13 protein-coding genes are annotated in these 12,056 nt (G+C 68.7%); 7 read left to right on the top strand and 6 right to left on the bottom strand.

Translation table 11 applies throughout. The annotated features are described in order from the left end of the window. Positions 1–125 precede the first annotated feature (125 nt). Together RCP80_RS06035 and RCP80_RS06030 are read left to right on the top strand one after the other, a co-directional pair. Positions 126–1,871 carry an ABC transporter ATP-binding protein gene (locus RCP80_RS06035; protein ID WP_308481469.1) on the top strand — a complete coding sequence of 582 codons (1,746 nt, stop codon included), beginning with the start codon at positions 126–128 and terminating at the stop codon, positions 1,869–1,871. Then, positions 1,868–3,769 (top strand): ABC transporter ATP-binding protein, encoded by a 1,902-nt coding sequence (locus RCP80_RS06030; RefSeq protein WP_373693457.1) that lies wholly within the window; start codon positions 1,868–1,870, stop codon positions 3,767–3,769. The genes RCP80_RS06035 and RCP80_RS06030 overlap by 4 nt, the downstream gene beginning before the upstream one ends. Before the next feature lie 3 nt (positions 3,770–3,772). Here RCP80_RS06030 and RCP80_RS06025 read toward each other — a convergent pair whose 3' ends face one another. Both RCP80_RS06025 and RCP80_RS06020 read right to left on the bottom strand, forming a co-directional pair. Continuing rightward, the gene (locus RCP80_RS06025) at positions 3,773–4,297 is read right to left on the bottom strand and encodes an ATP-binding transcription factor AbmR (RefSeq protein ID WP_308481468.1); all 525 of its coding nucleotides are present in this window, start codon (positions 4,295–4,297) and stop codon (positions 3,773–3,775) included. Positions 4,298–4,363: 66 nt separating this feature from the next. Next, positions 4,364–4,567, bottom strand: coding sequence for a hypothetical protein (locus RCP80_RS06020; protein ID WP_308481467.1), 204 nt, complete (start codon positions 4,565–4,567; stop codon positions 4,364–4,366). Between the two features lie 84 nt (positions 4,568–4,651). On the opposite strand from RCP80_RS06020, the gene RCP80_RS06015 reads away from it, so the two are divergent. Continuing rightward, positions 4,652–5,509, top strand: a complete 858-nt coding sequence (locus tag RCP80_RS06015) for an AIM24 family protein (protein ID WP_308481466.1) — start codon at positions 4,652–4,654, stop codon at positions 5,507–5,509. Position 5,510: 1 nt separating this feature from the next. On the opposite strand, the gene RCP80_RS06010 is transcribed toward RCP80_RS06015, so the two are convergent. Beyond that, on the bottom strand, positions 5,511–6,626 hold the full coding sequence (locus RCP80_RS06010; RefSeq protein WP_308481465.1) for an adenylate/guanylate cyclase domain-containing protein: 1,116 nt from the start codon (positions 6,624–6,626) through the stop codon (positions 5,511–5,513). A 32-nt stretch (positions 6,627–6,658) separates the two neighbouring features. On the opposite strand from RCP80_RS06010, the gene RCP80_RS06005 reads away from it, so the two are divergent. Then, positions 6,659–7,174, top strand: coding sequence for a DNA-deoxyinosine glycosylase (locus RCP80_RS06005; RefSeq protein ID WP_308481464.1), 516 nt, complete (start codon positions 6,659–6,661; stop codon positions 7,172–7,174). A 94-nt stretch (positions 7,175–7,268) separates the two neighbouring features. Here RCP80_RS06005 and RCP80_RS06000 read toward each other — a convergent pair whose 3' ends face one another. Together RCP80_RS06000 and RCP80_RS05995 are read right to left on the bottom strand one after the other, a co-directional pair. Then, complete coding sequence (locus RCP80_RS06000; RefSeq protein ID WP_308481463.1) at positions 7,269–8,666, bottom strand: amidase; 1,398 nt, start codon at positions 8,664–8,666, stop codon at positions 7,269–7,271. 18 nt (positions 8,667–8,684) lie between these two features. Then, positions 8,685–9,527: an AraC family transcriptional regulator gene (locus RCP80_RS05995; RefSeq protein ID WP_308481462.1), complete on the bottom strand. Its 843-nt coding sequence runs from the start codon at positions 9,525–9,527 to the stop codon at positions 8,685–8,687. A gap of 27 nt (positions 9,528–9,554) precedes the next feature. Here RCP80_RS05995 and RCP80_RS05990 point away from each other — a divergent pair, with 27 nt between their 5' ends. Genes RCP80_RS05990 through RCP80_RS05980 form a run of 3 tightly spaced genes read left to right on the top strand, consistent with a single transcriptional unit; the run spans position 9,555 to position 10,924 of the window. Next, positions 9,555–10,034, top strand: coding sequence for a VOC family protein (locus RCP80_RS05990; RefSeq protein ID WP_308481461.1), 480 nt, complete (start codon positions 9,555–9,557; stop codon positions 10,032–10,034). Positions 10,035–10,052: 18 nt separating this feature from the next. Next, the gene (locus RCP80_RS05985) at positions 10,053–10,478 is read left to right on the top strand and encodes an HIT family protein (RefSeq protein ID WP_308481460.1); all 426 of its coding nucleotides are present in this window, start codon (positions 10,053–10,055) and stop codon (positions 10,476–10,478) included. A 5-nt stretch (positions 10,479–10,483) separates the two neighbouring features. After that, positions 10,484–10,924, top strand: a complete 441-nt coding sequence (locus RCP80_RS05980; RefSeq protein WP_308481459.1) for a nitroreductase family deazaflavin-dependent oxidoreductase — start codon at positions 10,484–10,486, stop codon at positions 10,922–10,924. 8 nt (positions 10,925–10,932) lie between these two features. Here the strand turns inward: RCP80_RS05980 and RCP80_RS05975 are convergent, their stop codons facing one another. Then, complete coding sequence (locus tag RCP80_RS05975; RefSeq protein WP_308481458.1) at positions 10,933–11,982, bottom strand: LLM class flavin-dependent oxidoreductase; 1,050 nt, start codon at positions 11,980–11,982, stop codon at positions 10,933–10,935. Positions 11,983–12,056: the final 74 nt, after the last annotated feature.

The following is a 12,056-nucleotide window of genomic DNA, read 5'->3' as shown; positions in this document are numbered from 1 at the left end:
GCCGCCGCCGCCCACGTTCTGCTGCTCACCCCATGCACTGTAGCGGCAGCGTCGCAGACGAACCATCGACACGCGGACTGACCAGGTGTTTTGCCGCCCCCCGCACGGGGTGCAACAGTTACGGGATGCTCTGGGCGCTGCTGCGACAGTACGTGCGGCCGTACCGATCTCTGGTGGCTGCCGTGATGACGTTGCAGCTGATCAGCACGCTGGCCTCGCTCTATCTGCCCACGGTCAACGCCGCGATCATCGACGAGGGCGTGGCCGTCGGCGACACCGATGCCATCATCCGACTCGGGGGCGTCATGCTCGCCGTCACCGCGCTGCAGGTGCTCTGCGCGCTCGGCGCGGTGTATTTCGGCTCGCGGACCGGGATGAGTTTCGGCCGCGACCTGCGCGCCGCGATGTTCCACCACGTCACGACCTTCTCCGAGCACGAGACGGCGCGCTTCGGGCCGTCGTCGCTGATCACCCGGACCACCAACGACGTTCAGCAGATCCAGGTGCTGGTGCAGATGACGTTCACGGTGCTGGTGACCGCCCCGATCATGTGCGTCGGCGGGGTGTTCATGGCCATCCACCTCGATGCGGGCCTGGCTTGGCTGCTGGTCATCGCGATCCCGGTGCTGGGGCTGGCGAACTACTGGATCATCTCGCACCTGCTGCCGATCTTCCGCAGCATGCAGCAGCTGATCGACGGCGTCAACCGGGTGATGCGGGAGCAGCTCGCCGGGATCCGGGTGATCCGGGCATTCGCGCGGGAACCGTTCGAACGCACCCGTTTTGAGGCCGCCAGCCAGACGCTGTCGGACACCGCGCTGGAGGCCGGTCGCTGGCAGGCGCTGATGCTCCCGGTGACGACGCTGACCATCAACATTTCGAGCGTCGCGGTGATCTGGTTCGGGGGGTTGCGCATCGACTCCGGCCAAATGCAGGTCGGCGCGTTGATCGCCTTCCTGTCCTACTTCATGCAGATCCTGATGGCCGTCCTGATGGCCACGATCTTCCTCGCGATTCTGCCGCGGGCCTCGGTGTGCGCCGAGCGCATCGGCGAGGTGTTGGGGACGGCACCGGCCGTCGCCGACCCCGAACACCCGGTGGAACCCGCCGGCGCCACCACCGGTGCGGTGCACGCCGACCGGGTGTCGTTTCAGTACCCGGGGGCGGAACGCTCTGTGTTGCATGACGTTTCGTTCACCGCCGCGCCCGGGAGCACCACCGCAATCGTCGGGAGCACCGGTTCGGGCAAGTCGACACTGGTGTCGCTGCTGTGCCGGACGTACGACGTCACGGCCGGCGCGGTGTACGTCGACGGCATCGACGTGCGCCACTACCGCACCGAGCGGTTGTGGTCGTCGTTCGGCCTGGTGCCGCAACGGGGTTACCTGTTCTCCGGGACGGTCGCGGCCAACCTGCGCTACGGCCTGTCCGAGGCCACCGAAGCCCAGATGTGGGAGGCGCTGCGGGTCGCGTGCGCCGACGGCTTCATCGCCGCGCACCGGGACGGTCTCCAGATGCGCGTGGCCCAGGGCGGCATCAACTTCTCCGGCGGACAGCGGCAGCGGTTGGCCATCGCTCGCGCGGTCATCCGTCGTCCCCAGATCTATCTGTTCGATGACTCCTTCTCGGCGCTCGATGTCCACACCGATGCGCGGGTGCGCGCCAACCTGCGCGAGGTGTCCGCCGATGCCACGGTAATTGTGGTGGCACAGCGCATTGCCACGATCGCCGCCGCCGATCAGGTGATCGTCCTCGACGACGGCCGGGTGGTCGGCGTCGGCACGCATGACGACCTGCTCACCGAATGCCCCACCTACGCCGAGTTGGCCGACTCGCAATCGGTGCACGCCGAGTCCGGGGAACAGACGTGACCGGCCCCCTGCGCGGTGGGTTGCGCGCCATGGAACAGGGTCCCCCGCAGCGGTCCCGCGACTTCAAGGGTGCGGCGATCCGCCTCGTCAAACGGCTGACCCCGCAACGCGCCCTGACCATCACCGTGATCGTGCTGTCGATCCTCGGGATTGCCCTGGGCGTGATCGGCCCGCGGATCCTCGGCCACGCGACCGACCTGCTGTTCAACGGCGTGATCGGGCAGCAGTTGCCCGCCGGGATCAGCAAGGAACAGGCCGTCGAGGCGGCCCGGGCGCGCGGCGACGGCACCTTCGCCGACCTGCTGTCGGGAATGAACATCATCCCAGGCGAGGGGGTGGACTTCGGCGCGGTAGGGCGCACGCTGGCGCTGGCGCTGACGCTGTATCTGGTTGCCGCACTGTTGATCTGGATTCAGGCACGGCTGCTCAACGTCGCGGTACAACGGACCATGGTCGCGCTACGCGCCGACGTCCAAAGCAAGGTGCACCGACTTCCGCTGGCACACTTCGACACCCGGCAGCGCGGCGAACTGCTCTCACGGGTCACCAACGACATCGACAATGTGCAGACCTCGTTGGCGATCTCGATAAACCAGCTGCTGTCGGCCGTGCTGACCATCTTCGCCGTGCTGGTGATGATGCTGACGATCTCGCCGCTGCTGGCGTTGATCACCGTGCTGACGGTGCCGCTGTCGTTGTGGGTGACCCGGGTCATCACTCGTCGCTCACAACGAATGTTCGTGGCGCAGTGGCACAACACCGGCCGGCTCAACGCCCTGATCGAGGAGACCTACAGCGGCTTCACCGTCGTCAAGACCTACGGCCACCGCGCCGCGGTGCGCACCATGTTCACCGAGCGCAACAGCGACGTCTTCCACGCCAGCTTCGGAGCACAGTTCTTCTCCGGGCTGATCTCGCCGGCGACCATGTTCGTCGGCAACCTCAGCTATGTCGCGGTGGCGGTGATCGGTGGCCTCAAGGTGGCCACCGGGCAGATCAGCCTCGGCAACATCCAGGCCTTCATCCAATACGTCCGGCAGTTCAATCAACCGCTGACCCAGGTCGCCGGCATGTACAACACCTTGCAGTCCGGCATCGCCAGCGCCGAGCGGGTTTTCGATTTTCTCGACGAGCAGGAGATGGCGCCGGAGCCCGAAGCCATGCTCCCGCACACCGGTTCGCCGCCGCGGGTGGAATTCGACCGGGTGAGCTTCGGCTATCGCGACGATCAGGTGGTGATCTCGGATCTGTCGCTGGTCGCCGAGCCGGGCAGCACCGTGGCGATCGTCGGGCCCACCGGGGCCGGCAAGACCACCCTGGTCAACCTGTTGATGCGGTTCTACGACGTGGATGCGGGCCGCATTCTGGTCGACGGCATCGACATCGCGACGATCAGCGCCAGTTCGTTTCGCTCGGGAACCGCCATGGTTTTGCAGGACCCGTGGCTGTTCGGCGGCACGATCGCCGAGAACATCGCCTACGGGCGGCCCGACGCGAGTCCCGAGGAGGTGCTCGAGGCGGCCCGGGCGGCCTTTGTGGACCGGTTCGTGCACACCCTGCCCGACGGCTACGACACCTGGGTCAGCGATGACAACGGCATGGTGAGCGCCGGCGAGAAACAGTTGATCACCATCGCGCGAGCCTTCCTGGCACGGCCCCGCCTGCTGGTCCTCGACGAGGCGACCAGTTCGGTGGATACCCGCACCGAACTGCTGATCCAGCACGCCATGGCCGAATTACGCCGGGACCGAACGAGTTTCATCATCGCCCACCGGCTGTCGACCATCCGGGACGCCGACCTGATCGTGGTGGTCGACCACGGCCGCATCGTCGAGCACGGTACGCACCCCGAACTGCTGGCCCGCCGCGGCGCCTACTGGGACATGACCCAGGCCTAGCGCCTAGAGCTGCGGGCCCTGCGCGCGCAGCTCGTCGACCTCGGACATCGCGTCGCGCAACTGGGTCAGCCAGTCCTCGGCGTGCTCCCCCACCAGCCGCACCGACCAGGCCAGCGCATCCGAGCGCGACCTGGCCACCCCCGCGTCGACCAACGTGTCGAGTACCTGCCGCTCGGGTTGCCGCAACCGGGTCATGACCGGAACGGCGATGTGGGTGAACAGGATTCGCTCGTCGCCCACCCGGACACCCCAAGACACCTTGCGGTCGTAGCGATCCTGGGCCTCGTCGGCGATGCGCATGCGTTCCGGGCGCGTCTCCTCGCGGAACTTGGCGACCCGACCCGAGGCGCGGGCCTTGGTCTCGTCGTCCTCGGGCGCCGGCAGTGCACCGATGACCGTGATCTCCTCGCGGTCCACGACCACCTCGGGATCGCCGTCGAACCAGGCGTCGGGAAGACGCCCGGCGAACCATTCCGCCGCTTCGGCGGCGTCGGGAAGCGCGTGCCCCCGACCATGTTGTCGTTTCATGATTACATGATTACACCGTTACAGGTGCAAGGGAACGGCGTTCACCGTCGGCGAACGTGCGGGCGGTCAGCGTTTCAGCAGCAGCGCGGCCCCGCCGGCCGCCGCGAAGGCGATGAACAGCAGGATCGCCCAGCCCGGGGAGGCCGCGAACCACACCACCGCCAGCACGATCAGCGCCGGGGATGCCACGAACAGCGCCATCCCCGGATGTTGTTTGAGCACTGCCAGCGCACTGTTTGCTCGGGACCGGTCGATTTCCTTGCCTGCCATGCCTCCAGGATGCGTGCTGAGCCTGGGAACGGCAACGATCCGCCTTTACTGTGGGCCCTGCACGCCGATTCAGGAGGGCTGACTATGACAGGCCAGTGGCATCCCGATCCCGAGGGACGCTTCGAATACCGGTGGTGGGACGGGCAGCAATGGACCGACCAGGTCTCCCACCAGGGGCAGATCCAGCAGGTGCCGCTCGGCGCACCGCCCGAGCCGCAGCGCGTCCCCGCCACCCCCGCCGCGGCACCGGCCCCGGCCGCCCAAGACGGGTTCGCGGGCATCACCGGAGACCTGGTCGACGGGCGCTTCGCGGAACACTCCGGCGCGGCCGTCGCCAACCAGAACCCCCGGATGTTGCGGGTTCGGCTCGGCGAACCGTTCATGGCCCGCCAAGGTTCGATGGTCGCCTACCAGGGCAACGTGGAGTTCGCCTTCGAGGGCGGCGGCGCATCGCGCTTCATCAAGAAGGCATTCACCGGCGAGGGCCTGCCGCTGATGCGCTGCCAGGGCCAGGGCGATGTGTTCCTGGCGGACCGGGCCTGCGATGTGCACCTGCTGCAGCTGACGAACACCGGACTGTCCATCAGCGGCAAGAATGTGCTGGCCTTCTCCAGCAATCTGGACTGGAACATCGAACGGGTCAAGGGCGGCAGCATCGCCACCGGCGGGCTGTTCAACACCACGTTGCGCGGCACCGGGTGGGTCGCTTTGACCACCGACGGGCCGCCGGTGGTGCTCGACGCCGCCGAGGCCCCGACGTACGCCGACACCGACGCGGTGGTGGCGTGGTCGGCCAATCTGCAGACTCAGCTCAAGACCAGCTTCAAGGCCGGCGCGCTGATCGGACGCGGTTCCGGCGAGGCCATGCAGGTCGTCTTCCACGGCGCCGGGTTCGTCATAGTGCAACCGTCGGAGGGCGTTCCGGTCACCCCGGCGCAGTAGGTCAGTTCGCCGGGCGCGCGCGAAACAGCTTGGTCTCGCCCTTGAAGCCCTTGAGGTGCCGGGCCCCGGCGAACGACCATTCGATACCTGGCGCGTCGCCGATCGCCTCCCGGGCCGCTTCGGCCACCAGGACCGAGCCCGGGCGCGCCGCGCCCGTGACCCGACTGGCCAGGTTGACCGGGCTGCCGAACCAGTCGCCGGCCCGGCTGACCGCGTCGCCGTACGCCAAACCTATTCTCAGGCGCGGGAATTCGTCGTCTGCCTGCGCTGCGCCGGCAAGCTCGAGCAGCGCCTCCAGCAGCGGCAACGGGTCGGGGCACACGAGCATCACCGCATCGCCGATGGTTTTGACGAACCGGACCGGCGGGTGCGCGACGTCGCGGGCCATCTCGCCGAGCCGGTTCGCGAGGCGTTCGAGTTCCTCGGGAGGGGTCTCCTCCCCCAACCGGGTGAAGCCCACGAGATCGGCGAACGCGACCGCGATTTCGCGTGCGCCCGGCAGTGGTTCACCGGCGGCGCGCTCGGAGGCGCTGATCGCCTCGGTCTCCATCGCGTGGCGCAACTGCAGCATCAGCATGTCGGAGATCATCGGGGCCAGCAGCGGCGCGACCTCGCCGACCACCCGTTCGGAGGCTTGGGCGATGTCCAGTTCCGTGGCGTTCGGCCGCAGCACCGCCGCCAGCGCGGTGTAGCGCATGATCTCCGCGGCGTTGGACAGACCTTCGGCCAACGTGCGGGTTGCGACCAGGATCTGATCGGTGTCGAAGCCGAGCGCCAGGAATTTCGCGGTGTGGCCGACTACGTCGCCGTCGGCGCTCAGATACACCTCGGCGTCGGGGTCGTCGACCGTCGGCAGTCCGACCGCGCGCTGCACGCGCTGCACGGTGTCCAGATCCAAGCCGGTCTTCTCGGCGATCTGCCGGGTGGACACGTAGGTGCCGTCGTCGCCGATCAGTCGGCGTGACGCCAGCAACATGGGTGAAAAGGCGCCGCGGAGGTGCTCGACGGAGAAACCCTTGGTCAGCAGCCAGGCGACCAACTCCGCGCGATCGGCGCGCGCGTCACCGTCGAGGCCGTCCAACAGCCCGGAGGCTTCGATCTGCGGGTCCACCGGCACAGGGCTCAACCTACCGGGCATCATTGCCGGTGATGTCTGGATCCTTGCGCGGCCCGCGCGTCGCGGGTTTCGCGCCGCTGGTCGCGCCGGGCGCGCGGGTGCTGTTCCTGGGCAACGCCCCGAGTGTGCTGTCGCTGCAGCGGCAGCAGTACTACGGCAATCCGCGTAACGCGTTCTGGCCGATCATGGCGCAGTTGTGCGGATTCGACGCCGACGCGCCCTATGAGTGGCGCGCGGCGGCGTTGACGTCGGCGGGCTACGCGGTCTGGGATGTGCTCGCATTCTGCCGGCGGCACGGCAGCCTGGATGCGGCGGTGGAGCGAGACAGCATGGTGGCCAACGATTTCGAGACGTTCTTCGGCGCGTATCCGACCATCGAGCGGGTGTTCTTCACCGGCGGTGCCGCCGAGGCGAACTATCGCCGGCTGGTGTCGGTGACCGCGGACGTGGCGTATGCGCGGCTGCCGTCGACGAGCCCCGCGCATACGGTGAGTTTCGCGGTGAAATTGGCGGCCTGGCGCGCCGCGGTGCTGGAGTCCGCGCCATGACGCCCCGCGAGGGTGCGCAAAACCCGTGGATTCGGCGGCGTGTCGGCCGGGGACGCGCCCGCTCGCGCTAGGGGAAGTGCCCCGTTAGCTCCCGTTAGCTCAGGGCGGGGCGGCGCTGCGCCCAGGGGCGGTCCGCCTCGATCTCGGCGGCCAGCGACAGCAGGGTGGCCTCGTCAAAGGGCCTGCCCACCAACTGGATCGACAACGGCAGGCCCGTGCGGTCCAGGCCCCACGGCACCACCGCGGCGGGTTGACCGGTGGCGTTGAAGGCGGCCTGGAACGGCACCCGCGCGACCACCAGCGCCAGCGTCGAGACCGCGCCCAGGCGGCGGTAGGCGCCGACGCGCGACGGCCCGGTCGCCGTGCCCGGGGTGATCACGACGTCCACGTCGTCGAAGATCGCCTGCATCCGCGCCGCGAGGTCGGCCTCGGCGGCGCGGATCTTGGCGATCCGGGCGTCGGAGAACATCCGGCCGATCCGCGCCATGCCGCGGGTCCGCGAATCGAGCCGCTCCTGATGCGGCAGGACCCGGACGTCGTCGTAGATTCCGCGCAGATATCGCGGCAGCACCTGCCCGTACACCGCCATGCGCGGGTAGTCGATGTCGCGGGTCACGACATCATGGCCGAGTTCGCGCAGCAGTTGGCCGGCCTGGTGGACGGCCGCGGCGTGTTCGGCGTTGACCCGCGCGGTCACCAGCGGAGGCACCTTGGTGGTCAACGCAATTCGCAGCCGGTTCGGCGGCCGCGACGCCGCGCCGACGAAGCCGCCCTCGGGTCCCGGCATCGACTTGTCGCAGGTGACGTCGAGGAACAGCGCGGCGTCCTCGACGGTGTGGGCGAGCGGGCCGTTGGACACCATCCCGCACCAGGCGTCGTCGTGCGGGTAGAGCGGCACCCGGTCGCGCTGCGGCTTGATGCCGAACAGCCCGCACCAGGTGGCCGGGATGCGAATGGAGCCGGCGCCGTCGGATCCCAGCGCCATGGGCGCCAGGCCGGCGGCGACGGCCGCCGCGCTGCCGCCGCTGCTGCCGCCCGGGGTGTAGGAGAGATCCCACGGGTTGTGCGTGGCCCCGAAGGACACCGTCTCGGTGAACGGCCAGATCATGAGTTCCGGGACCGCAGTCTTGCCCAGGATCACCGCGCCGGCCTCGCGCAGCAGCCGAACCACCTCGGCGTCCTTGGTGGGCGCGGGTCCATGCGCCGAACTGCCGTAGGTGGTGGTCGCACCGGCGACATCGACGTCGTCCTTGATCGCGATCGGCACACCCAGCAGCGGCAGCCGTTCGCCGGCGTCGAGCCGCTCCTGCGCGGCGGCGGCCTGTGCGCGGGCCTCGTCGGCGAAAACCACTCGGTACGAGCGTAACTCGGGATCCAGCCGGGCGATGCGTTCGAGGTACAGCTCGGTGAGCGCGGGTGCGGACACCTCGCCCGACGCGAGCATCCGGGCCTGTTCGGCGGCACCGGCGAACGCCAGCTCGATGGAATCCATGACCGCAGGATATCGACTTTATTCGGCGGGGCGACCATGTCTGGCGGCGTACTGGCCCGGTGTGCAACCCAGCATCGTCCGAAAGTCGTTGCTGAAATGCGCCTGGTCGTACCAGCCCAGGCGGGCCGCCAGCGCCGCCAGGTCCATCCCGGGTTCGGTCTCGATCTCCAGCGCGGCCTGTTGCAACCGGTACCGGCACAGCACCCACTTGGCCGACACGCCCACGTAGCGCCGGAAGATGCGCTGCGTGGTGCGGGCGCTCCAGGGCGAGATCGCCATCACCTGCCCCACCCGGTGCAGATCGTTGTCGTCGCGCATCCGCTCCAGCAGACCGGTCAGCAACCGGTAGGTCGGATCCGGTGCGCCGGGGTGCTCGGCGATCAGGTCGTCCAGCCGGGCGGCGGCGGTCGCCCGCTCGTCCGCCAGGTGCACTGGGGCACCGAACAGTTCAGCGTCCACCGGCGCGATGCGCCCGGTGTAATGGGAGGCGTCCCGGTCGAAGCGCGCCGCGAAGCCACCGGCCCGAAAACGCGCGCCGACCACTTGCCCCGATCGCCTGATCGTCGTGGTGAACACCGCCGGCACGACGCCGTGAATCAGGGTGGCCGGCAGCGCGAACCCGTGCCGTGGCGAGTCGGCACCCCATTCGTGGGTGAGGTGCACCACCGGGAACGAGATCACGACGCTGTCGAACGCCTCCGCATCGGACAGGTCCCAACTCACCGACCAGAAATGCTCGACGAACTCCGCGGCCGCCGACGACGGTTCCCACCGCTGCAGGTCGTAGGTCGCGGCCGCCGCGACCCGCCCGACCACGCCGCGTTGCGGCCGCACGGGTGGCGCGTTTTTCCAATCCGGCACGGTGTCCAGCCTAGAAAACTGGGCGACATGAACGTCACACCTATTCCGGCCGGCTACACCAGCCTGACGCCGTTCCTCGTGATCGACGGGGCCGCCGCTGCGATTGCCTTCTACACCTCGGTGTTCAGTGCGGAACTCACCGAGAAGATGGAATCGAATGACGGGAGCCGAACCGTGATCGCGCACGCCGAACTGGATTTCGGCAACGGCCGGCTACAGCTGAGCGACCCGAATCCCCAGTTCGGACTGCAAGCGCCGGTCCGATCGGACTCCGTCACCCACTCGCTGGTGCTGTACTGCCCGGACGTCGACGAGGTGGTGGGGCGGGCGAAGCGGGCCGGCGCCACCATCCGCGAGGATCTGCACACGTTCGTCACCGGCGATCGGTTCGCGTCGTTGGTGGACCCGTTCGGCCTGCGCTGGGCCGTCATGACCCGCGTGGAGGATGTCGATGCCGACGAACGTGATCGCCGGTTGGCCCGGTGGGCGCAGGAGAACCTGCAGTAGCCCGCTACCGTAGCGGGCATGTCTTGCGTGTTCTGCGCCATCGTGGTCGGCGACGCCCCGGCGGTCCGGGTCCACGAGGACGACGACTACCTGGCCATCCTCGATATTCGTCCGATTGTGCGGGGCCACACCCTGGTGCTGCCCAAACGGCACTACGTGGATCTGACCGACACCCCGCCCGAGACCGTGGCCGGCATGGCCAAGCTGGGACAACGCATTTCGCGGGCCGCCCGCCAATCCGGGTTGCACGCCGACGGCAACAACGTCGTGATCAACGACGGCAAGGCCGCGTTTCAGAGCGTGTTCCACATCCATCTGCACGTCGCGCCCCGCCAGACCGGCGACAAGTTGTCGTTCGCCAAGGGCCTGGTGGTGCGGCGCGATCCGGATCGCGAAGCGACGGCACAAATCCTGCGGGACGCCCTGGCGGAACTGCCACACTGAACGGCATGAGTCAATCCCGCTGGACGAACTACCTGGCGCTGTTCCTCGGCGTGCACGACACCGTTTATCAGAAATCGCGCGGGTGGGTCGGACACCGGCTGCCCGGGTTCGCCCCGGCCCTGTTGCTGCACACCGTGGGCGCCAAGACCGGCCAACCCCGCACCACCTCACTGAGTTACGCCAACGACGGCAACAACTACCTGGTGGTCGCGTCCCGCGGCGGCAGTCCCAAGGCGCCCGGCTGGTATTTCAACCTGAAGAAGCAGCCGCGGGTCGAGATCAATGTCGGGCGGCGTCGATTCGGTGTGACAGCGCGCATCGTGCTGCCCGACGACCCCGACTACGCGCGGATGTGGGACGTGGTCAACGCGAACAACCGCGACATGTACCGGCAGTACCAGCAGCGCACCACCCGGCCGATCCCGGTCGTCGTGCTGCAGCCATAGCGCGGGGTTTAGAAGAGCTCCTTGGCCAGCAGTTCGATCGTGGTCTCGCGGGCCGGCGCGGTCGCCGGGTCGGTGCCGCGGTGCGCCGATCCGACCGGATTGACCATCACCTCGTCGACCCCGAACTGCTCAGCGAGCGCGCGTAGCTGCGCGGCGGCCTCGGCGGGCGTGCCGACAATGCTCTTGGTGCGGCCGGCGTCGATGATGCGCTGCTCCTGCGGGCTGGGCCGCAGTGCCTCCGCATCCTCGACGAGGTCCAGCGCGCCCAACGGTTGGCCGGTGCGCAACCGCGCCATCATCTGCAGGTTCGGCAGCAGCAGCGCCTCGGCCTCGGCGCGGGTGGCGGCCACCGACGCGTTGACGGTCAGAAAGGTCACCGGCACGGAGGTGTGATCGCTGGGCTGGAAGTCGCTGCGGTAGACCTCGAGGGCCTCCTCGGTGCCCTGGCCCGAGAAGTGGTGGGCGAACACGTACGGCAAGCCCTTGGCCGCGGCCAGATGCGCGGAGTACATCGAGGACCCCAGCAGCCAGATCCGCGGCTGCCCCGTCGCGACCGGGGTGGCCTTGAGGATGTAGTCGGGGCGGCCCAGATGCGCGGGCAGTTCCACCCGGACGCCGCGCGGGCTCATCATCGCCGCGACCTCGTCGAGGTACTGCGGGAAGTTCTGGATGTCGGAGTCGTCGCGGCCGGCCGGCCCGCGCAGCGCGATCGAGGTGACCGGGTCGCTGCCGGGCGCCCGGCCCAACCCGAGATCGATGCGCCCGGGCGCGGCGGCCTCCAGCAGCGCGAACTGTTCGGCGACGGCCAGCGGCGCGTGGTTGGGCAGCATCACCCCGCCCGAACCCAGCCGGATCTGCGTGGTCTGCGCGGCGAGGTAGGCGATCAGCACGGGTGGGCTGGTGGCCGCGACCGCGGGCATGTTGTGGTGTTCGGCCAGCCAGTAGCGGGTGTAGCCGAGCCGATCAGCGGTCTGCGCCAGCCGCACCGTGGCCGCCAGCGCGTCGGACGTGGTCTGGTCGGAACGCACGGAAACGAGATCGAGGACAGAGAGCTGCATAGCGGTCTCAACGCTACGGCACGCGTTTTGCTTCCAATTCGGGTGTGATCTCACACGGTGACCGTGCGGAATCA

Origin of the sequence: Mycolicibacterium sp. MU0053 (assembly GCF_963378095.1) — a bacterium.
GTDB lineage: Bacteria > Actinomycetota > Actinomycetes > Mycobacteriales > Mycobacteriaceae > Mycobacterium > Mycobacterium burgundiense.
Note: the sequence above shows the minus strand (reverse complement) of the source record. Positions and strands in the feature narration are given on the sequence as shown.

Excerpts from the sequence above, each read along its gene's own strand:
- RCP80_RS06035 (WP_308481469.1), top strand. The coding sequence starts at position 126 with ATGCTCTGGGCGCTGCTGCGACAGTACGTGCGGCCGTACCGATCTCTG.
- RCP80_RS06025 (WP_308481468.1), bottom strand. The coding sequence starts at position 4,297 with ATGAAACGACAACATGGTCGGGGGCACGCGCTTCCCGACGCCGCCGAA.
- RCP80_RS06020 (WP_308481467.1), bottom strand. The coding sequence starts at position 4,567 with ATGGCAGGCAAGGAAATCGACCGGTCCCGAGCAAACAGTGCGCTGGCA.
- RCP80_RS06015 (WP_308481466.1), top strand. The coding sequence starts at position 4,652 with ATGACAGGCCAGTGGCATCCCGATCCCGAGGGACGCTTCGAATACCGG.
- RCP80_RS06005 (WP_308481464.1), top strand. The coding sequence starts at position 6,659 with ATGTCTGGATCCTTGCGCGGCCCGCGCGTCGCGGGTTTCGCGCCGCTG.
- RCP80_RS06000 (WP_308481463.1), bottom strand. The coding sequence starts at position 8,666 with ATGGATTCCATCGAGCTGGCGTTCGCCGGTGCCGCCGAACAGGCCCGG.
- RCP80_RS05990 (WP_308481461.1), top strand. The coding sequence starts at position 9,555 with ATGAACGTCACACCTATTCCGGCCGGCTACACCAGCCTGACGCCGTTC.
- RCP80_RS05985 (WP_308481460.1), top strand. The coding sequence starts at position 10,053 with ATGTCTTGCGTGTTCTGCGCCATCGTGGTCGGCGACGCCCCGGCGGTC.
- RCP80_RS05980 (WP_308481459.1), top strand. The coding sequence starts at position 10,484 with ATGAGTCAATCCCGCTGGACGAACTACCTGGCGCTGTTCCTCGGCGTG.
- RCP80_RS05975 (WP_308481458.1), bottom strand. The coding sequence starts at position 11,982 with ATGCAGCTCTCTGTCCTCGATCTCGTTTCCGTGCGTTCCGACCAGACC.